This window comes from Streptomyces sp. NPDC048196 (assembly GCF_040652715.1).
In the GTDB taxonomy this organism is placed as follows: domain Bacteria; phylum Actinomycetota; class Actinomycetes; order Streptomycetales; family Streptomycetaceae; genus Streptomyces; species Streptomyces siderophoricus.
In genome coordinates this window covers 81648-100855 of sequence record NZ_JBEZMM010000021.1, presented here as the reverse complement: position 1 = coordinate 100855, position 19208 = coordinate 81648, and the positions used below count along the sequence as shown (strand labels likewise).

Sequence of the window (19208 nt, the reverse complement as noted above, 5' to 3'; positions counted from 1 at the left end):
GCGGACACCGCAGGCGCGGTGGGTCGTGAACGCGGACGGAAAAGAGCCGTCCCACAGGGCGGCGTTCGGCGAGCGACATTGCCCGCGACGCCAGGGCCTTATGCCCGGCCGTCAACAAACCGAAACCGCGGGGTAACGGGTTAATTATGCAGTCACCCGTATGACACGTCACCCTACGACGGTTCCGAACAGTGCTCCCAGGAGGTACGTCACACCCGAGGCGGCGCCGCCGAGGGCGAGTTGACGCAGTCCGCTGAACCACCACGAGCGGGCCGTCACCCGCGCCACGACGGCACCGCAGGCGAACAGCCCGACCAGTGCGAGCAGCACCGCGGGCCAGATCGCGGAAGCCCCCAGCAGGTAAGGAAGAACAGGCAGAAGCGCGCCCAGCGCAAAGGAACCAAAGGAAGAAATGGCGGCCACGGCCGGAGAAGGAAGGTCGGACGGGTCTATTCCCAATTCCTCGCGGGCGTGGATCTCCAGCGCCTGCTCGGGGTCGCGGGAAAGCTGTTCGGCGACCTGGCGGGCGAGCTCCGGCTCGACCCCGCGGGACTCGTAGAGGGCCGCGAGCTCCTCCTGCTCGTCCTTGGGGTGCTTGCGCAGCTCGTCCCGTTCGATGTCCAGCTCGGCCTGCACCAGCTCGCGCTGCGAGGCGACCGAGGTGTACTCCCCCGCGGCCATCGAGAAGGCACCGGCGGCCAGCCCGGCGAGGCCGGTGATGATGATCGTCTGCTGGGACAGCGCACCGCCCGCGACACCGGTCATCAGGGCGAGGTTCGAGACCAGCCCGTCCATCGCGCCGAAGACGGCGGGGCGCAGCCAGCCGCCGTTGACGTCGCGGTGCGTGTGGTTGTCGCGGTGCGCCACGTGCGTCGGCGCCGCGGCATCCATGATCTCCATGACGGACATATCGGGACCTGCTCCCTTCCGCGAGGTGTGGGCCGATGGCGGCACTTCCCCCTGCAACCCCTCGAAGTTATGCGGGGATCACCCTCCGCCGCTAGCAAGGAAGGCCGAACTTACCGCGCTGACCTGCGGTTTCTTCGAAAAGTCGGTGATGAGAGGCCGGTCACGGGCGGTGAGCGGGCCGCTTGCGGGCCCGTTTCCGGCGCCGTACCGGGGTCCCGCCGGGGCGTCGACCGGGTGACCTCGCGGCCCGGTGCAGGAGAGCGGGGGCGCCGCGTGGCACGCATAGCACCATGAGCGCAGCGGACCCCCCGTCCCCGGAGCGGGGCGCCCCGGGCCCGGCCGGCGACGGCGTACGCGACCGGGCCCGCGGGGCGCTGCTCGGGCTCGCCGTGGGGGATGCGCTGGGCGCCCCCGCGGAGAACATGAAGCCCTCGCAGATCCGCCGCCGCTGGGGCCGGATCGAGGGCTATGTCGAGGACGACCCGGCCGGCACCGACGACACCGAGTACGCGATCTTCTCCGGGCTGCTGCTGGCCGCGCACGGGTCGGCACTGACCGTCGCGGACGTCGAGGCGGCCTGGCACCAGTGGATCGCCGACCGGGACGAGGGGCCGTTCCGCGGCGCCGGGTTCAGCGAGCGCGGCACGCTGGAGAACCTGCGCCGGGGGCTGGCCGCCCCGATCTCCGCGCAGCACCGGCACGCCTGGAGCGACGGGCTGGCGATGCGCGCCGCGCCGTTCGGGGTGTTCGCGGCCGGCCGGCCCGCCGAGGCCGCCCGGCTGGTCGCCATCGACGGCACGGTCAGCCATGACGGCGAGGGGATCTACGGGGGCCGGGCGGTGGCCGCCGGGGTGGCCGCCGCGATGGTCGCCCTCCCCCAGGAACCTTCGGGTTCCGGTCCCGGGGGGACGCCGCTCACCGACGTGGTGGTCGCCGCCGCGCTGTCCGTCGTCCCGGAGGACTCCTGGACCGCGCGCTCGCTGCGCCGGGCGGTGGGCGCGGCCCAGCGCTGCGGCCACGATCCGGGCATCACCCAGCTCGGCACGGAACGCGCGGTGCGCTCCGCCGTCGTGGTCGGCGGCTACCCCTGGACGGACCTGGCGCCGGAGGCGGTCGGGCTGGCCTTCGGGGCGTTCGCGGCGGCCCGCGGCGACTTCCGGGGCTCGGTGCTGACCGCGGTCAACATGGGCCGGGACGCCGACACCACGGCCGCGGTCGCCGGGGCCCTGGCCGGCGCACTGGGCGGGGCCGGCGCGATCCCCGAGGAGTGGGCCCGGGCGATCGGCCCGGCACGCGGCAGCTGCCTGCCGTCGATGGCGGGCTACCACGTCCTGGACATCGCCGAGCTGCTGGCACCGGGCGGGGCGGACGGCGGCCGGGCGGAGGAGCGCCGGGCGGACGGGAGCCGGGCGGACCGGGGCCCTGCGGCGGAGCCCGTGCCCGCGGACCGGGCCGCGGCCGGGGTGGGGACGGGATGAGCGGCCGGGCGGCCGACGGGACCGGCGGGGCGGGTGCCGGTGGCCCCGTCGCAGCCGCGCGCAGCCGGATCGAGGGGCTGCTGCTCGGGCTGGCCGCGGGGGACGCCGCCGGATGGCCCGCGGCCCGGCACCGGGCGGCGCGGATGCCGGAGTGGACCCGGCGGCTCACCCGCGAGCTGGACACCTTCGCCGAACAGAACGCCACCACCACGCTGCCGGTGCCGATCGCCCTGAACCAGCCGCCCGAGCCGCTGCGGCTGGGCCCGTCCGACGACGCCGAGTGGGCGGCCTTCACCGCCGGGTCCGTGCTGACCGCGGCCGGGGCGCTGCTCAGCGACCTGGGCCGGGACCGCCGGATGCGGGCCGCCCTCGACCTCGCCTGGAACGCGCTGGCGAGCGAGGTCGCCGCGGCCGCCGACCGGGCGCCCGAGGTGGAGTCCGCCGTCCTGCCGCTGCGCGCCCGGATCTCCGTACGCGCCGGGCTCGGCAACCTCGCCGCCGGGCTGCGGCCGCCCGCCACCGGACACGACAACCCGCACTTCTTCGACGACGCGGCATGCGTCCGGGCCGCCGTCCTGGCCGTGGTGCACCCGGGCGACCCGGCCGCGGCGGCGGACCTGGCCGAGTACGACGCGCGCTACACCCAGGACGGCGACGGGGTGCACGGGGCCCGGGCGATGGCCGCCGCGGTGGCCGCCGCGCTCGGTGGCGCCCCGGCGTCCGGCGCGGTGGACACCGCGCTGGCCCAGCTGCCCGAGGGCACCGAGATCCGCCGCAACACCCTGCACGCGGTCCACCTCACGCGGACCCACGCCGCCGACCGCCCCGGCCGCCCCGGCACCGCGTTCGCCCTGGTGCCGGTCCTGGAACACGAGATCGTCGACCACGTCTACAGCTACGGCATCGCCGCCGCCGAGACCGTCCCGGTGGCCCTCGCGCTGGCGCTCGCGACCGACGGGCAGGTCGCCGAGGCCGTGCCGGCCGCCGCCTGCCTCTCCCGGGTCGCCGACTCCGCGCCCGCCCTCGCCGGGGCGCTGACCGGTGCGCTCGGCGGCGCCCCCGCGCTGCCCCGCACCTGGCGCGACGCCTGCCGGGTGCTGTCCGGCTGCGCACTGCCGCGGCTGGCCGGCACCGACCTCGTCGAACTGGCCGGCGCGCTGGCCCGGGCGGAGCTGACCGCCCCGGAGGGCCCCGCGGACGCCGGCCCCGCGGCCCCGCCCGGAGCCGCCCCGAAGGCCGCTCCGCCCTTCTCCCCCACCCCCCTCGTGGAAGGACTCCTGCGCACATGACGTACACCAGCGACACCGCACCCGAGGCGCCGGGCGCACCCGGTCTCCTCGACGTCGGGGCCACCCAAATCCTGCCCGTCGTCCCTGTCACCGCCGCCCCGCCCCCGCCCGCCCCACAGGTCCGGCCCGACACCCCCTCCCTGGAGGACCGGGCGATCGGCTGCCTGGTGGGTGCCGCGGTCGGGGATGCGCTCGGGGGGCCGGTCGAGGGCCGGACGCCGGAGGAGATCGTCAAGCGGTACGGCGGCCGGGTCACCGGCATCGTCGGCCCGTTCCACGACGACTGGCGCACCGCCCGCCCCCTCGCGCCGTACCACAAGGGCAACGGCCACGTCACCGACGACACCCTGATGACCCATGCGCTGGTCCGGGTCTACGAGTCGGTGCGCGACCACCTGGACGCCTACGACGTCGCCGACCACCTCGTCCCGGACCTGATCGGCACCCCCCGCTGGATCCCGGAGCTGGAGGCCGAGGCGCTGCCGCTGCAGCGGATCTTCCTCGCCGAGAAGTGGATCGTGGCCCGGCTGCACTACGGGCACGCCGATCCGCGCGAGGCCGGCGTCGGAAACATCGTCAACTGCGGTGCGGCGATGTACATGGCGCCGGTCGGCGTGGTCAACGCCGGAAATCCGGACCGGGCCTACGCCGAGGCGCTCGACATCGCCGGTGCGCACCAGTCCTCCTACGGGCGGGAGGCGGCCGGGGTGTTCGCCGCGGCGGTGGCCGCCGCGTTCACGCCCGACGCCACCCCGTCCTCGGTCGTCGTACAGGCCCTGCGGCTGGCGAAGGACGGCACCCGCGCCGCGATCGAGGCGGTCTGCGAGGCCGCCGCGACGCTGGACGACCACGAGTCGGCGGCGGCGGCGCTGCGGGCGGCGGTCGCCCCGTTCGACACCGTCGGCCCGGACTACCGCAACCCCTCGCTCGGCGCCCGCCGCCCCTCCCGGCTGCACGCGATCGAGGAACTCCCCGTCGCGCTGGGCATGTTGCTGGTCGGCGGCGGCGACTTCCGGTCCACCGTGCTGGGCTCGGTCAACTACGGACGGGACTGCGACTCGATCGCCACGATGAGCGGCGCGCTGGCCGGTGCGCTGCGCGGCGCCCCGGCGGTGCCGGAGGAGTGGAGCACCGAGGTCGCCCGCGCCAGCCGCCTCGATCTGCAGGCCCCCGGCGCGGCGCTGGCGACCGTCGCCCGGGAGATCTTCACCCGCGACCGGGCCCGCGCCCGCACCCACGAGCAGGCGTTCACCGCGATCTCGGCCATCCCGGCGCTGACGGAGGCGGGCGTACGGTGACCGCGAAGGCGCCGGCCACCGCCCGCCCCTCCCCCGCCGCACCGCTCCGGCTGACCTGGGTGCAGCCCGAGGACCTGGTCGGGCACGAGCTGCGGCAGGCGGCCGAGGACGGCCGGGACGCGGCCGCGGTGGCCCGGATCGCGCGGCGCTGGCGGTCGGCGGGCGGGGCGCCGGCACCGGACCGGGCGGGCGCCTCGGACCGCCCCGCCGACCCGGCACTGCGCACCACCGCGACCGCCCTGCTCGACGAACTCGCCGCGCTGCCCAGCCCGTTGGCCGACGACGAGCCGACCGAACTGACGGACATTCAGGCTGCTTGCCCCGCATGGCCGTCGGCGGCTACCGGCAGGGTTGCCGAGAGGCCGGCCGCCGCCCGGCTGGAGGCCGCCTGGCTCGGGCGGGCGGCCGGCTGCCTGCTCGGCAAGCCCGTCGAGAAGCTGCCGCTGGAGGGCATCCGCACGCTCGCCCGCGCGACCGGGAACTGGCCTCTGACCTCGTACTTCACCGACGAGGGGCTCGATCCGGCGGTGGCCGCGCGGTACCCGTGGAACCGCCGCAGCCGCGCCACCTCGCTCGCCGGGGCCCTCGACGGGATGCCCGAGGACGACGACCTCAACTACCCGCTGCTGAACCTGCTGCTCCTCGAACGGCACGGGCCGGACTTCACCGCCGCCGATGTGGCGCGGCTGTGGCTGGACGAGCTGCCGGCCGGGCGGACCTTCACCGCCGAGCGGATCGCCTACCGCAACCTGCTGGACGGCATCGAGCCGCCGCACACCGCGCGGCACCGCAACCCGTTCCGGGAGTGGATCGGCGCGCAGATCCGGGCGGACGTCTTCGGCTGGACCCGGCCCGGCGACCCGGCCGCCGCCGCGGCACTGGCCTGGCGGGACGCCACCCTCAGCCACACCGCCAACGGCGTCCACGCGGCGATGTTCGCGGCCGCCGCGCTGGCCGCGGCCGGGGCGGGCGGCACCGATGTGCACGGCGCGCTGCGGGCCGGGCTCTCGGTGGTCCCACCGCGGTCCCGGCTGGCCCGGGCGGTCCGCCGCGGCATCGCCCTGGCCTGCGAGGCGCCGGACCGGTCGCCGGCCGGATTCGCCGCCGTCGCCGACCAGTTGCACCGCACGTACGGCCACTACCACTGGGTGCACGCGGTACCGAACGCCGCGCTGCTGGCCGCCGCGCTGACCCACGCCGACGGGGACTTCGCCGGTTCGATCTGCCGGACGGTGTCCGGCGGCTGGGACACCGACTCCAACGGGGCGACCGCCGGTTCGCTGACCGGACTGCTCGCCGGCGCGCCGGACGCGCTGCCCGGCCGCTGGACCGCGCCGCTGCGCAACCGGCTCGCCACCGGCATCGGCGGGCTGGACGGCATCGGCTTCGACGCCCTCGCCCACCGCACCGCCGCGCTCGTCGTCCCGCCGGACGGAGTCGTGCCGCCGCCGGACCGGGTCGTGCCCCTTCCCCACGGAGTCTTGCCCGACCGAGTCTCCCGTGACCGCGTCTCTCCCGACCGACCGGAGGCAACCGCGCCATGACCGACCCGTCCCTGTCCGGGATGTCCCGGCCCGCGACCGGTGGGCCCGCGTCCCCGGACGCCGCCCCCGCCCCCGGCCCGCTCGACGGGCTGCGGGTGATCGACCTCGCCACGCTGTTCGCCGGGCCGCTCGCCGCCACCCTGCTCGGTGACTTCGGCGCCGAGGTGATCAAGGTCGAGCATCCGCACCGGCCCGACCCCGCGCGCGGCCACGGGCCCGCCAAGGACGGCGTCGGGCTGTGGTGGAAGCTGCTGGGCCGCAACAAGAAGGCCATGACGCTCGACCTCTCCCATCCGGGCGGCCGGGAGGTGCTGCTGCGACTGGCCGCCGGGGCGGACGTCGTCATCGAGAACTTCCGGCCCGGGACCCTGGAGAAATGGGGGCTGGGCTGGGCGGAGCTGTCCGCGGTCAACCCGCGGCTGGTGCTGGCCCGGGTCACCGGCTTCGGGCAGTTCGGCCCGTACGCCCGGCGGCCCGGGTTCGGCACCCTCGCCGAGGCGATGAGCGGGTTCGCGGCGATCACCGGGGAGCCGGACGGGCCGCCGACCCTGCCGCCGTTCGGCCTCGCCGACGGCATCACGGCGCTCACCGCGGCGTACGCCGTGATGGCCGCGCTGCACGGGCGGGCGGCCACCGGCCGCGGCCAGGTCATCGACCTGGCGCTGATCGAACCGCTGCTGACCGTCCTCGGCCCGCACCCGCTCTGGTACGACCAGCTCGGCCACGTCCAGCCGCGGACCGGCAACCGCTCCGCCAACGTCGCCCCGCGCAACACCTACCGCACCGCCGACGGCTCCTGGGTCGCGGTCTCCACCTCCGCCGAGTCGGTCGCGGAACGCGTGATGCGGCTGGTCGGTCGGCCGGAGGTGATCGACGAGCCGTGGTTCGCGACCGGCGCCGGCCGGGCCCGGCACGCCGATGAGCTGGACGCGGCGGTCGGCGACTGGATCGCCCGGCACGACCGGGACGAGGTGCTGTCCGCCTTCGAACTGGCCGAGGCGGCGATCGCGCCCGTCTACGACGTGCGGGACGTGCTGGCGGACCCGCAGTACGCGGCGCTGGGCTCGATCACCGAGGTCCCGGACGACGAACTCGGCCCCCTGCGGATGCAGAACGTCCTCTTCCGGCTGTCCGAAACCCCGGGCGCCATCCGGTGGGCCGGCCGCCCGCACGGCGCGGACACCGACGGGGTGCTGGCGGCCCTCGGCCTGGACGAAGGGGAGATCACCGGGCTCCGGGAGGCGGGCGCGCTGTGACCAAGCCCGTGCCGATGCCCCAGGAGGCCCCCGCCGCCACCCCGCTGACCTGGCTCTATGTGCCCGGTGACCGGCCCGGGACGGTCGCCAAGGCGCTCGGCTGCGGGGCCGACGTGGTGGTGCTCGACCTGGAGGACGCGGTCGCCCCGGACCGCAAGGAGTACGCGCTGCGGGCCACCGCCGAGCTGCTGAGCGACCCGGCGCCGGGCCCGGCGCCGGTGCACGTCCGGGTCAACGCGCTGGACGGCCCGCTCGCCGAGCACGAGATCCGCACCCTCGCCGCGCTGCCGGGGCTGGCCGGGCTGCGGCTGCCCAAGGTGCAGGGGCCGGCCGACATCCGCCGGGCCGCGGGCTGGGCCACGACGGCCGCCGGGCCGCTCGGCGGGCCGGCCGGCGGACGGTTCGCGGAGCCGGTCACCACCCCGCTGGCCGCACCCGCCCGCGCCGGCCGGCTCGCCGCCGGACGCACCGCCCGCGGTCCCCGCACCGCCCGTCCCGGCCCCGGCACGGCCACCGCCACCCTCGCCCCCGCGGCCGGCCAGGCCACCCGCGCACTGCCCGCCACCCCCGCGCTCTACGCCCTGCTGGAATCCGCCCTCGGCATCGAGCACGCCTTCGTCATCGCCACCGCCCACCCGGCACTGCGCGGGATCGCGCTCGGCGAGACGGACCTGGCGGCGGAGCTGGGGGTACGGGACGAGGCGGGGCTGGCCTGGCCGCGCAGCCGTGCCGTGGTCGCCGCCCGGGCGGCCGGACTGGCGCCGCCGCCGCAGTCGGTCTACCCGGACGTGCACGACCTGGAGGGACTGGCCCGGTCCTGCGCCCGGGGCCGGGCGATGGGGTTCCTGGGCCGGGCGGCGATCCACCCGCGCCAGCTGCCGGTCATCGAAGCGGCCCACCTCCCCTCGCCGGAGGAGATCGAGGCGGCGGCGGAGATCGTCCGGGCGGCCGCCGCCCAGGGCGGGGCCCAGGCACTGGCGGACGGGCGGTTCGTGGACGCGGCGGTGGTCGCCGGCGCCCGGCGGGTGCTGGCCCTGGCCGCGCGCGGACAACGCAGACAGTGAGGCGGCCCGGGACACGGGGTCCCGGGCCGCCTCAGGCCTCGAAAATCGTCAGGTCCTCAGGACTTCTTCCTCAGGACTTCTTGCTGTCCGCGGCCTCGGCGGCCGGCTCCTCGGCAGCCGCTTCGTCGGCGGCCGCCGCCTCCGGCTTCCCGGCCGGCGCCTGCGCGGCCTTCTCCGCCGGCCCGGCCTCGTCCGCCTTCGCCGGCTGCTCCGTCTTTTCCGTCTTCGCGGCGGGCTTCTCGACCGAGACCTTGTCCTGGTCCCCGTCCCCGTCCTCGGCTGCCGGGGAGGCGCCGTCGGTGGACTCGCCCTCCTCGTCCTTCGGGCCGGCCGCGGCGGCCTCCGCGGCCGCGCGCTCCTCCAGCGCACCGGGCTCGACGACCTCTTCGCGGCCGGGCGCCTTCTTGGCGGAGACCACGAAGTAGACGACGGCCAGGACGAAGACGATCAGCGCGGTCCAGACGTTCAGCCGCAGGCCCAGGATGTGGTGCGCCTCGTCGACCCGCATGTACTCGATCCAGGCGCGGCCCGCGCAGTAGGCGGCGACGTACAGCGCGAAGGCCCGTCCGTGGCCGAGCCGGAAGCGCTTGTCGGCCCAGATCACCAGCGCCGCGACGCCGATGCACCACAGGCACTCGTAGAGGAAGGTCGGGTGGTACGTGCCGCCGACGCGTCCGATGGCCGGGTCCGAGCTGATCTTCAGCGCCCAGGGGACGTCGGTGGGCTTGCCGTAGAGCTCCTGGTTGAACCAGTTGCCCCAGCGGCCGATGGCCTGGCCCAGCGCCAGGCCGGGCGCCAGCGCGTCGGCGTAGGCCGGCAGCGGGATGCCCCGGCGGCGGCAGCCGATCCAGGCACCGACCGCGCCGAGCGCCACCGCACCCCAGATGCCCAGACCGCCCTCCCACACCTTGAAGGCGTTGAGCGGGTGCCCGTCCTTGCCGAAGTACGGCTCGTACGTCGTGATGACGTGGTAGAGGCGGCCGCCGACCAGCCCGAAGGGCACGGCCCACACGGCGATGTCCGCGACCGTGCCGGAGCGGCCGCCGCGCTGGACCCAGCGCTTGTTGCCGAGCCAGACGCCCACGAAGACGCCGATGATGATGCAGAACGCGTAGCCGCGCAGCGGGATCGGGCCGAGGTGTACGACGCCGACCGACGGGCTGGGAATGAATGCGAGTTCCATGGCAGGGACGACGCTACCGCGCCGGGCCGGGTGGGCGACAACCCGCCCGGCTACGGCTCCGTAACGACCCCGCCGGTACGTCGTGACGCTGTGTGGTTAGGAGGAGGGCGGGGCCATCGCCCCGTGGGTGGCGTGCGTTCCGGTGCCGGGTGCGGCGCCGGCGCCCGTGCCGGGTGCGGCACTTGCGGCGGGCGAGGCGCGGTGGCCCCGGGACGAGCCGTGCCCTGACGACCCGCTGTGGCCCGGCGAGGCGGGGGCGGACGGGGCGCCGGTGCCGGGCTGCTTGCCCTTGGCGGCGTCCAGCACCATCTGCTTCAGGTCCGCCGGGGTCATCCGGCCGCCCTTGACCTTGGACAGGTCCTTGCCGTTGAGCAGGACGGTCGGGGTGCCGCGGTATCCCGAGCCGGCGAAGGCGTCGTTGGACCTGCGGACGAAGGCGTCGTACCTGCCGTCGTTGACGCATGCGGTGAAGGCGGGGGTGGTCAGGCCCTTGACCTTGCCGGCCAGTTGGAGGAGGACCTTCTTGTCGGCGAACTTGTCCTCCTGCTCGGGCGGCTGGTTCGCGTAGAGCACGTCGTGGTAGTCGCGGAACCGACCGGCGTCCTGGGCGCACAGCGCGGCGTTGGCGGCGTTGAGGGAGCCCTTGCCGCCGGCATTGCCGTCGATGATCGTCACGAGGTGGTACTCGCTCTTCAGCCGGCCCTGGTCCTGGAGTTCGTGGATCACCGGGCGGAAACCGGTCTCGAACTGCCGGCAGGCGGGGCAGCGGAAGTCCTCCCACACCGTGAGGGTGGCGGGGGCGTTCGGTGCGCCCACCGGGACGGCCGGTCTGTCGCCGCCGCTGGCCTGCTTGGGCAGGGCCGTCTCGTTGTCGGAGCTGCTGCCGCCGCTGCCCGACGACATCACCCAGGCGGTGATGCCGCCGGCGATCGCCAGCACCACCAGCACCGCTCCGGCGACGATCGCCTGCCGGCCGCGCCGGGCGCGGGCCTGCTCCTTCTCCCGCTGGGCCTGCAGCCGCTCGCGGGCGCTTCTCTTACCCTCTTCGTTCTTCTGGCTCACGCCCCTGACAAACGAAGCGGAGGGGTGCCGACGCACCCCTCCGCACCGATGTTCGCCCTATCGAGGGACGGCGTTCCGTGCCGCCGTGGACGTCCGTCCGGCCGCCCGCCGTCCCTGGCCCGGCGGCCCTCCCTCCCTCCGGCCGGCGGGCTCAGAAGCGCTTGCGCACGCCCTCGGCCAGCTCGCCCGCCAGGGCGCGCACCCCGGCGAGACCGGCCTCTTCGTCGCCGTCGGCCTCCAGCAGCCGCTTGACGAACGCCGAGCCGACGATCACCCCGTCCGCGAACTGGGCCACCTCGGCGGCCTGGGTGGCGTTGGAGACGCCCAGCCCGACGCAGACCGGCAGCTCGGTGGTCGCGCGGGTGCGGCCCACCAGTTCCTGGGCCTCCAGGCCGACGGATTCGCGGGTGCCGGTGACGCCCATCAGCGAGGCGGCGTAGACGAAGCCGCTGCCGGCCGCGGTGATCTTGGCGAGCCGCTCGTCCCGGCTGCTCGGCGCGACCACGAAGACGGTGGCCAGCCCGTGCTGCTCGGCGGCCTTGCGCCACACCTCGGACTCCTCGACGGGCAGGTCCGGCAGGATGCAGCCGGCGCCGCCGGCCTCGGCCAGGTCGGCGGCGAACCGCTCGACCCCGTAGGCGTCGACGGGGTTCCAGTACGTCATGCACAGCACCGGCGCCCCGGTGGCGGCCTGTACCTCACGGACCGTGCGGATGACGTCGACGATCTTCAAGCCGCCGCGCAGCGCGATGTCGTCGGCGGTCTGGATGACCGGGCCGTCCAGGACCGGGTCGCTGTGCGGCAGGCCGACCTCGACGATGTCGCAGCCGCCGTCCAGCATCTCGGTCATCGCGCGGATGCCGCCGTCGACGGTCGGGAAGCCGGCCGGGAGGTAGCCGACGAGCGCGGCGCGGTTCTCCGCCTTGGCCCGGGCCAGTGCGGAATTGAGCAGTTCGAGGTTGCCCGCCATCACTTCTCCCCCTCGCCGGTCGGCTGGATCACGCCGTTGACCTCGGCGCTTTTGTGCTGAGCGCCCTCGTCGTCGTAGAGCCCGAAGTACCGCGCCGCGGTGTCCATGTCCTTGTCGCCGCGGCCGGAGAGGTTGACCAGCAGCAGGCCGTCGGGGCCCAGCTCGCGGCCGACCTCCAGGGCGCCGGCCAGCGCGTGGGCGCTCTCGATGGCCGGGATGATGCCCTCGGTCTGCGACAGCAGCCGCAGTGCCTGCATCGCGGCGTCGTCGGTGACCGCGCGGTACTCGGCGCGGCCGACGTCCTTGAGGTAGGCGTGCTCGGGGCCGATGCCGGGGTAGTCGAGGCCGGCCGAGATGGAGTACGGCTCGGTGATCTGGCCGTCCTCGTCCTGCAGGACGTAGCTGCGCGAGCCGTGCAGGATGCCGGGGGTGCCCTCGGTGAGGGTGGCGGCGTGCTCGCCGGTCTCGACGCCGTGGCCGCCCGGCTCACAGCCGATCAGCCGGACATCGGTGTCGGGCAGGAAGGCGTGGAACAGGCCGATGGCGTTGGAGCCGCCGCCGACGCAGGCGAGCGCGGCGTCCGGCAGGCGGCCGGCGCGCTCCAGGATCTGCCGGCGGGCCTCTACGCCGATGACGCGGTGGAAGTCGCGCACCAGGGCCGGGAAGGGGTGCGGGCCGGCGACCGTGCCGAAGAGGTAGTGGGTGCGGTCGACGTTGGCGACCCAGTCGCGGAACGCCTCGTTGATGGCGTCCTTGAGGGTGCGGCTGCCGGACTTCACGGCGATGACCTCGGCGCCGAGCATCCGCATCCGGGCCACGTTCAGAGCCTGGCGCCGGGTGTCGACCTCGCCCATGTAGATGGTGCATTCGAGGCCGAAGAGGGCGCAGGCGGTGGCGGTGGCGACGCCGTGCTGGCCGGCGCCGGTCTCGGCGATGACCCGGGTCTTGCCCATGCGCTTGGTGAGCAGCGCCTGGCCCAGCACGTTGTTGATCTTGTGCGAGCCGGTGTGGTTGAGGTCCTCGCGCTTGAGGAACACCCGGGCGCCACCGGCGTGTTCGGCGAACCGCGGCACCTCGGTGAGCGCGCTGGGGCGGCCGGTGTAGTTGACCATCAGGTCGTTGAGCTCGGCCGCGAACGCCGGGTCGGCCTTGGCCTTCTCGTATTCGGCCGCGACCTCGTCGACCGCGGCGACCAGCGCCTCGGGGATGAATTTGCCGCCGAAGGCGCCGAAATAGCCTTCGGGGCTGGGCACCTGCCCGTCGGGGTCGGGAAGGAAGAAATCGGAGGACATGAAACGCGCTCCTCGATCGGGGCGTACGCCCCGCACTATCGGATTTCGGACATCACGCTACGGGAGAGGCTGCCGCGCAGGCCGGAACCGGGGACGGACGTCCGCCCCGGGTCAGCGTGCGGCAGCGCTGCGCCATCGGCGCCCGTTGATCTGTCCCGGCTCCGAGCCGATGTGGTAGCGCACCCGCCGTCCGCGGACCCGGCGGGCCGGTGCGCGGCAGCCGCGCGGCCGGCAGCCGCGGCCCAGTCCCGCGTGCCGGCCGTCACCGGCGGCAGCGGCGAGCAGCGCCGCCGGCCCGGAGCGGTGGCCCGGGCCGGGGCGGCGGATGCGGAAGGCGGTGGCGGTCATCTGGGGTGTCCCGGGCCCTCAGGCCCGTCCGTGGCGGATCGCCGGGTGGGAACCGGCGGCGACCAGGTCGGCCACCGCGGTCTTGGGGTCCTTGCCGGTGACCAGCGACTCGCCGACCAGCACCGCGTCCGCGCCGTCGTTGGCGTAGGCGATCAGGTCGTGCGGTCCGCGGACACCGGACTCGGCGATCTTGACGATGTGGTCCGGGATCTCGGGGGCGACCCGGGCGAAGTTGCCGCGGTCGACCTCCAGCGTCTTGAGGTTGCGGGCGTTGACACCGATGATCCGGGCGCCGGCGTCCACCGCGCGGGCGACCTCTTCCTCGTCGTGCACCTCGACCAGCGGCGTCAGCCCGATCGACTCGGCCCGCTCGATCAGCGAGACCAGCGCCTCCTGCTCCAGCGCGGAGACGATCAGCAGGGCGAGGTCGGCACCGTAGGCGCGGGCCTCCCACAGCTGGTAGGCGGTGACGATGAAGTCCTTGCGCAGCACGGGGATGTCGACCCGGGCCCGGACGGCCTCCAGGTCGGCCAGCGAACCGCCGAACTTGCGCTGCTCGGTCAGCACGGAGATCACCGCGGCGCCGCCGGCCTCGTAGTCCGCGGCCAGGCCGGCCGGGTCGGCGATCGCGGCCAGCGCGCCCTTGGAGGGGCTGGAGCGCTTGACCTCGCAGATGACCGTGACGCTCTCGCCCTTGAGTGCCGCGACACCGTCCATCGCGGGGCGCGCCTTACGGGCCCGCTCCTTGAGCTCGTCGAGGGAGGTGTGCGCCTGCCGCTCGGCCAGGTCGGCACGGACCCCGTCGATGATCTCGTCGAGCACACTCACGCGAGCGGCCTCCTTCTTGAGCGGGGGAGGTGGACAGTGGCCCGTGGGACGCACTGCCCCACCCGGCTCTCCGATGGTATCCGCCACACGGTGCAGGTCCCGCATCCGGTTGACCGTGGTCCCACAAGCTGGACACCTCCGCGCCGGCGGTTCATGGCGCCAGGCCACTGCCGAAGGGAAGGTTGCGGACCGCCGTGAAGACCAGCAGCAGGCCGCCCAGCGCCCACCAGTGCACGGCGCGCGGCTGCGGTCCCGCCGTGCGGAGCCCGCGGGCCGCCCGGCCGAACCAGACGGCCCAGAAGGCCGCACCGGCGGCGCAGGCGGTTACCAGGAGGGCGTTGGAGGCCAGTGCGGCACTCAGGTCCGCGTGGACGAGGGCGTGGGCGCTGCGGAGCCCGCCGCAGGCCGGGCAGAGCACGCCGGTGAGGTGCTGCAGCGGGCACACCGGGTAGTGGCCGGGCTGGTTGGGGTCGACGGCGCCGACGTAGCCGAAGGCCGCGAGGGCGGCGGTCAGCGTGCCCAGCGGGGCCCGGAGCCGGCGGGGCAGTCCGGCCGCCGGCGGGGCTGGGGGCCGGGCGCCGGCCGCGCGATCGCTCACGTGCCGATTGTGCGCGGGAATGCGCGAAGGCGCAGCTTCTCGGCCGCCGTACGGGGTGGACACGGACGGCGGGTACGGCACCCGGGGGTGCGTACGGGCCGGGAAGCGGCGCCTTCGGGGGCAGGGCGGTCCGGAGGATCACCCGGTGCGGGGCGGGCTCAGCCCTCCTGCGGCTGCGCCTGGGGAGCAGGGGCCTTCCCGGCGCGCTTGGGCTCCTGGCCCAGCCCGGCCGCGCGCATCAGACCGCCCACCACGGCGCCGGCGCCGATCAGCACCATGCCGGCCCAGAAGCCGGGCACGCTCCCCAGCACGATGAAGGCTCCGGCGACACAGAAGCCGATGAACGAGATGATGACGCCCGTCCAGGCTGCGGGGGTGTGTCCGTGGCCACTGCTCGACATGAGTGCTCCTCGTTGCTCTATCGCGCCGGGGTCCGGGCGCGGTGATCCTCGGCGTCCATTGTCACCGATGCCGGGCGGGGCCCCTTTACCGGGTGGGGTCCTCACCACGGTCCAGGGACTTCCAGATCTCCTCCGGGCGGTCCAGGTCCGGGGCCGCGGGGGCGCGGCGCGGGCCGCGGGCGCCGCCGGGCGTGCGCTCGTACCGGCCCGACATCGCAGGCCAGCGGCGCCCGTGGACCAGCGCCAGGACGCCGGCGACGAGCAGCAGCAGACCGCCGGCCGCGGCCACCCAGGGCCAGCCGGTGTGCGTGACGTGATGCACATCGGCGCCGGTCAGGCCGACCGCGGTGGCCGCCTTCTCGCGCAGTGCGGAGGTGTCGCCGTTGCCGAGCACCGCGGCGACGACGATGCCGGTGCCGCTGAGCGCCAGCAGCGCGGCGACCGCGACGCGGCCGGCCCGGCGGACCGCGAAGACGGCGACCAGGGCGGCCAGGCCGACCACGGCCAGTGCGCCGGGGACGCCGGTGACGTCGGCGCCGGTGACCGTGCGCGGCAGTTCGCCCTGGGCCAGCACCGCGGAGCCGCGGGCCCAGGTGCGGCCGGAGGCCAGCAGGGCCAGGCCGGCGCCGGCCGCGCCGGTCAGCAGCGCGAGCGCGAGGCTGCGCCGGGCGCCGCCGGCAGTGCGGGCCGGACCGGACGGGGGCGCGGCCGTCTCCGAAGGCGCGGCGTCCGGGGACTCGGTGGCGTCCGAGGGCTCGGTGGTGGCGGGGGTCTGCGGTGCGGCACTCACGCGTACCACTATCGCGCACCGGCCGCCGGGGGCCGGTGCGCGGGGGTGGTACCGGGCGGGCGGGCGGCTAGCGGCCCAGGTGGTTGGCGGTGTGCACGGCGCGGAGCACCGCCGCCGCCTTGTTGCGGCACTCGGTGTCCTCGGCCACCGGGTCGGAGTCGGCGACCACGCCGGCGCCCGCCTGGACGTAGGCGGTGCCGTCCCGCAGCAGCGCCGTGCGGATCGCGATGGCGGTGTCGGAGTCGCCGGCGAAGTCGAGGTAGCCCACACAGCCGCCGTACAGGCCGCGCTTGGTCGGCTCCAGCTCCTCGATGATCTGCATGGCGCGCGGCTTGGGGGCGCCGGAGAGGGTGCCGGCCGGGAAGCAGGCGGTGAGCACGTCGAAGGCGGTGCGGCCCTCGGCGACCTGGCCGGTGACCGTCGAGACGATGTGCATCACGTGGCTGTAGCGCTCGATGGACATGAAGTCGACGACCTCGACGCTGCCCGGTGCGCAGACCCGGCCGAGGTCGTTGCGGCCCAGGTCGACCAGCATCAGGTGCTCGGCGCGCTCCTTGGGGTCGGCCAGCAGCTCGTCGGCGAGGGCCTGGTCCTCCTGGACGGACGCACCGCGCGGACGGGTGCCGGCGATGGGGTGGACCATGGCCCGGCCGCCCTCGACCTTCACCAGCGCCTCGGGGCTGGAGCCCACCACGTCGAAGGCGCTGCCGTCGGCGGCCTCGAAGCGGAAGAGGTACATGTACGGGCTGGGGTTGGTGGCGCGCAGCACGCGGTAGACGTCCAACGCACTTGCCGTACAAGGGGTTTCGAAGCGCTGGGAGGGCACCACCTGGAAGGCCTCGCCGGCCCGGATGCGCTCCTTGATGTCGTCGACGGCGTCCTGGTAGGCGGGGCCGCCCCATTCGGCGGTGTACGCGGGGACCTCGGAGGGCGGCAGCGCGGCGGCGCCGGTCGGCGCGGGCCGGGCCAGGTCGTCGGCCATGGTGTCCAGGCGGGCCACCGCGTCGGCGTACGCCTCGTCGATGCCGGTGTCGAGGTCGTTGTGGTTGATCGCGTTGGCGATCAGCAGCACCGTGCCGTTCCAGTGGTCGAGGACGGCGAGGTCGGAGGTGAGCAGCATGGTCAGCTCGGGCAGCCGGAGGTCGTCGGCGGTGCTGTCGCCGATCTTCTCCAGGCGGCGCACGATGTCGTAGCCGAGGTAGCCGACCATGCCGCCGGTGAAGGGCGGCAGTCCCGCGCCCTCGATGAGGTCGCGCGGGGTGTGCAGCGTCTCGACGGTGGCGCGCAGGGCGGCCAGCGGGTCGCCGTCGGTCGGCACGCCGACCGGCGGCGTGCCGAGCCAGTGCGCCCGGCCGTCGCGGGTGGTGAGGGTGGCGGCGCTGCGGACGCCGATGAAGGAGTAGCGCGACCACGTGCGGCCGTTCTCGGCGGATTCCAGCAGGAAGGTGCCGGGGCGCTCGGCGGCGAGTTTTCGGTACAGCCCGACGGGTGTGTCACCGTCCGCGAGCAGACGCCGGGTGACGGGGATGACCCGCCGGTCCTTGGCGAGCGTACGGAAGGTGTCGAGGTCCGGATGGGCGGTGCCGGTGGTTCCCGTGGTCATGGCAGCGGAGCCTACTGGTCCCGGGGGTCCCCGGTCGTCAGCACATCGGCGTCGAAGCAGGTGCGGGCGCCGGTGTGGCAGGCGGCGCCGACCTGGTCGACCTGCACCAGGAGGGTGTCCGCATCGCAGTCCAGGGCCACCGACTTGACGTGCTGGACGTGGCCGGAGGTGTCGCCCTTGACCCAGTACTCCTGGCGGCTGCGGGACCAGTACGTGCAGCGTCCGGTGGTCAGGGTGCGGTGCAGCGCCTCGTCGTCCATCCAGCCCATCATCAGCACCTCACCGGTGTCGTACTGCTGGGCGATGGCGGGCACCAGGCCGTCGGCGCCGCGCTTGAGGCGGGCGGCGATCGCGGGGTCCAGTGCGGAGTCGGCGAGGGGCGTGCGGCTGCTGCTCATGGCTCCATTGTGCCGTGCGGGCCCTGTCATCCTGCAGATATGCCCGCGCAACCGCCGCCGCCCGTACCACCGCCCCCGTCGCCGGAGCCGGACCGGGCCGCGCGGGTGGCGGTGCGGGTGCTGGCGGCGGTGTTCGCGGCGGCGGTGGTGGTGGCGGTGGTGGTCGTTCTGGTGCTGCTGCACCGCTGAGGGCACGGCCTCCCGGGGCCGGCGCTCTCGCCGGCCCCGGACGCCCCTCGGATGCCGGGCTTCGCGGCTCAGATGCCGAGCTTCGCGGCCAGCAGCCGGTCGACCGCTTCCTTGTCGCCGTCCAGCTGCACGTCGGCGGCTTCCTGCCGGCCGAAGGCGAACAGCGTCAGCTCGCCCGGCTCGCCGACGACCGTGACGACCGGTGTGCCGCGGTGGGCGACCGCCGTGCGCCCGTCCGGGCGGCGCAGCACCAGCCCGACCGGTGACGTACGGCCCAGCACCCGGGCCATCCGCTCGATCCGGGTCCACAGCGCGTCCGCGAAGACGGGGTCCACCTCGCGCGGGGTCCACTCCGGGCGGGCGCGCCGGACGTCCTCGGCGTGGACGTAGAACTCGACGGTGTTGGACGCCTCGTCGACCGGCTTGAGCGCGAACGGCGAGAGCCGCGGCGGGCCGGTCCTGATCAGGTGGATCAGTTCGCCGTACGGTTTGGCCGCGAATTCCGCCTGCACCCGCTGCAGCCGGGCCGCGAGCGGTTTGACCAGCAGCCCGCCGGCGGCGTCGGCGCGCCGCTCGCGGACGACCAGGTGGGCGGCCAGGTCCCGGGTGGTCCAGTTCTCGCAGAGCGTCGGCGCCTCGGGCCCGGCGCTCTCCAACAGGTCGGCGAGGAGGAGTCGTTCACGCTTCGCATGGGTCGACATAACGGCC

At 75.2% G+C, this 19208-nt stretch carries 20 protein-coding genes; 7 read left to right on the top strand and 13 right to left on the bottom strand.

What is annotated here, in order from left to right:
- Positions 1-168 precede the first annotated feature (168 nt).
- Positions 169-900 (bottom strand): VIT1/CCC1 transporter family protein, encoded by a 732-nt coding sequence (locus tag AB0E02_RS21475; RefSeq protein ID WP_362141669.1) that lies wholly within the window; start codon positions 898-900, stop codon positions 169-171.
- A gap of 299 nt (positions 901-1199) precedes the next feature.
- Here AB0E02_RS21475 and AB0E02_RS21470 point away from each other — a divergent pair, with 299 nt between their 5' ends.
- Genes AB0E02_RS21470 through AB0E02_RS21445 form a run of 6 tightly spaced genes read left to right on the top strand, consistent with a single transcriptional unit; the run spans position 1200 to position 8838 of the window.
- Entirely contained in the window at positions 1200-2387 is a 1188-nt protein-coding gene (locus AB0E02_RS21470) for an ADP-ribosylglycohydrolase family protein (RefSeq protein ID WP_362141632.1), read from the top strand.
- The gene (locus tag AB0E02_RS21465) at positions 2384-3676 is read left to right on the top strand and encodes an ADP-ribosylglycohydrolase family protein (protein WP_362141630.1); all 1293 of its coding nucleotides are present in this window, start codon (positions 2384-2386) and stop codon (positions 3674-3676) included. Before AB0E02_RS21470 ends, AB0E02_RS21465 begins: the two co-directional genes overlap by 4 nt.
- Positions 3673-4974, top strand: coding sequence for an ADP-ribosylglycohydrolase family protein (locus AB0E02_RS21460; protein ID WP_362141628.1), 1302 nt, complete (start codon positions 3673-3675; stop codon positions 4972-4974). Before AB0E02_RS21465 ends, AB0E02_RS21460 begins: the two co-directional genes overlap by 4 nt.
- The gene (locus AB0E02_RS21455) at positions 4971-6518 is read left to right on the top strand and encodes an ADP-ribosylglycohydrolase family protein (protein WP_362141626.1); all 1548 of its coding nucleotides are present in this window, start codon (positions 4971-4973) and stop codon (positions 6516-6518) included. The genes AB0E02_RS21460 and AB0E02_RS21455 overlap by 4 nt, the downstream gene beginning before the upstream one ends.
- Before the next feature lie 20 nt (positions 6519-6538).
- Positions 6539-7774, top strand: coding sequence for a CoA transferase (locus AB0E02_RS21450; protein ID WP_362141668.1), 1236 nt, complete (start codon positions 6539-6541; stop codon positions 7772-7774).
- A gap of 14 nt (positions 7775-7788) precedes the next feature.
- A complete protein-coding gene (locus AB0E02_RS21445) occupies positions 7789-8838 on the top strand; it encodes an aldolase/citrate lyase family protein (protein ID WP_362141666.1) in 1050 nt (349 codons plus the stop codon).
- Positions 8839-8908: 70 nt separating this feature from the next.
- On the opposite strand, the gene lgt is transcribed toward AB0E02_RS21445, so the two are convergent.
- The 11 genes from lgt to hisI all read right to left on the bottom strand — a co-directional run bounded on the left by lgt (position 8909) and on the right by hisI (position 18311).
- Entirely contained in the window at positions 8909-10021 is a 1113-nt protein-coding gene (lgt, locus tag AB0E02_RS21440) for a prolipoprotein diacylglyceryl transferase (RefSeq protein ID WP_362141624.1), read from the bottom strand.
- Between the two features lie 96 nt (positions 10022-10117).
- Positions 10118-11083 (bottom strand): thioredoxin domain-containing protein, encoded by a 966-nt coding sequence (locus AB0E02_RS21435; RefSeq protein WP_362141622.1) that lies wholly within the window; start codon positions 11081-11083, stop codon positions 10118-10120.
- 151 nt (positions 11084-11234) lie between these two features.
- Positions 11235-12053, bottom strand: coding sequence for a tryptophan synthase subunit alpha (gene trpA, locus AB0E02_RS21430; RefSeq protein WP_362141620.1), 819 nt, complete (start codon positions 12051-12053; stop codon positions 11235-11237).
- On the bottom strand, positions 12053-13345 hold the full coding sequence (trpB, locus tag AB0E02_RS21425) for a tryptophan synthase subunit beta (RefSeq protein ID WP_362141618.1): 1293 nt from the start codon (positions 13343-13345) through the stop codon (positions 12053-12055). Before trpB ends, trpA begins: the two co-directional genes overlap by 1 nt.
- A 111-nt stretch (positions 13346-13456) precedes the next feature.
- Positions 13457-13693: a tryptophan synthase subunit(beta) gene (locus AB0E02_RS21420; protein ID WP_362141616.1), complete on the bottom strand. Its 237-nt coding sequence runs from the start codon at positions 13691-13693 to the stop codon at positions 13457-13459.
- An 18-nt stretch (positions 13694-13711) separates the two neighbouring features.
- On the bottom strand, positions 13712-14521 hold the full coding sequence (gene trpC, locus AB0E02_RS21415) for an indole-3-glycerol phosphate synthase TrpC (RefSeq protein ID WP_030413643.1): 810 nt from the start codon (positions 14519-14521) through the stop codon (positions 13712-13714).
- A 151-nt stretch (positions 14522-14672) separates the two neighbouring features.
- A complete protein-coding gene (locus AB0E02_RS21410; protein ID WP_362141614.1) occupies positions 14673-15119 on the bottom strand; it encodes a DUF2752 domain-containing protein in 447 nt (148 codons plus the stop codon).
- Positions 15120-15277: 158 nt separating this feature from the next.
- Complete coding sequence (locus tag AB0E02_RS21405; protein ID WP_362141612.1) at positions 15278-15520, bottom strand: HGxxPAAW family protein; 243 nt, start codon at positions 15518-15520, stop codon at positions 15278-15280.
- An 85-nt stretch (positions 15521-15605) separates the two neighbouring features.
- Positions 15606-16310 carry a TIGR02234 family membrane protein gene (locus AB0E02_RS21400; protein WP_362141610.1) on the bottom strand — a complete coding sequence of 235 codons (705 nt, stop codon included), beginning with the start codon at positions 16308-16310 and terminating at the stop codon, positions 15606-15608.
- Between the two features lie 67 nt (positions 16311-16377).
- Positions 16378-17913 (bottom strand): anthranilate synthase component I, encoded by a 1536-nt coding sequence (locus AB0E02_RS21395; protein ID WP_362141608.1) that lies wholly within the window; start codon positions 17911-17913, stop codon positions 16378-16380.
- A gap of 11 nt (positions 17914-17924) precedes the next feature.
- Positions 17925-18311 (bottom strand): phosphoribosyl-AMP cyclohydrolase, encoded by a 387-nt coding sequence (gene hisI / locus AB0E02_RS21390; RefSeq protein WP_030413638.1) that lies wholly within the window; start codon positions 18309-18311, stop codon positions 17925-17927.
- A 39-nt stretch (positions 18312-18350) separates the two neighbouring features.
- On the opposite strand from hisI, the gene AB0E02_RS21385 reads away from it, so the two are divergent.
- Positions 18351-18500 carry a hypothetical protein gene (locus tag AB0E02_RS21385; RefSeq protein WP_362141606.1) on the top strand — a complete coding sequence of 50 codons (150 nt, stop codon included), beginning with the start codon at positions 18351-18353 and terminating at the stop codon, positions 18498-18500.
- 68 nt (positions 18501-18568) lie between these two features.
- Here AB0E02_RS21385 and AB0E02_RS21380 read toward each other — a convergent pair whose 3' ends face one another.
- Positions 18569-19201: a TIGR03085 family metal-binding protein gene (locus AB0E02_RS21380; RefSeq protein ID WP_362141604.1), complete on the bottom strand. Its 633-nt coding sequence runs from the start codon at positions 19199-19201 to the stop codon at positions 18569-18571.
- Positions 19202-19208: the final 7 nt, after the last annotated feature.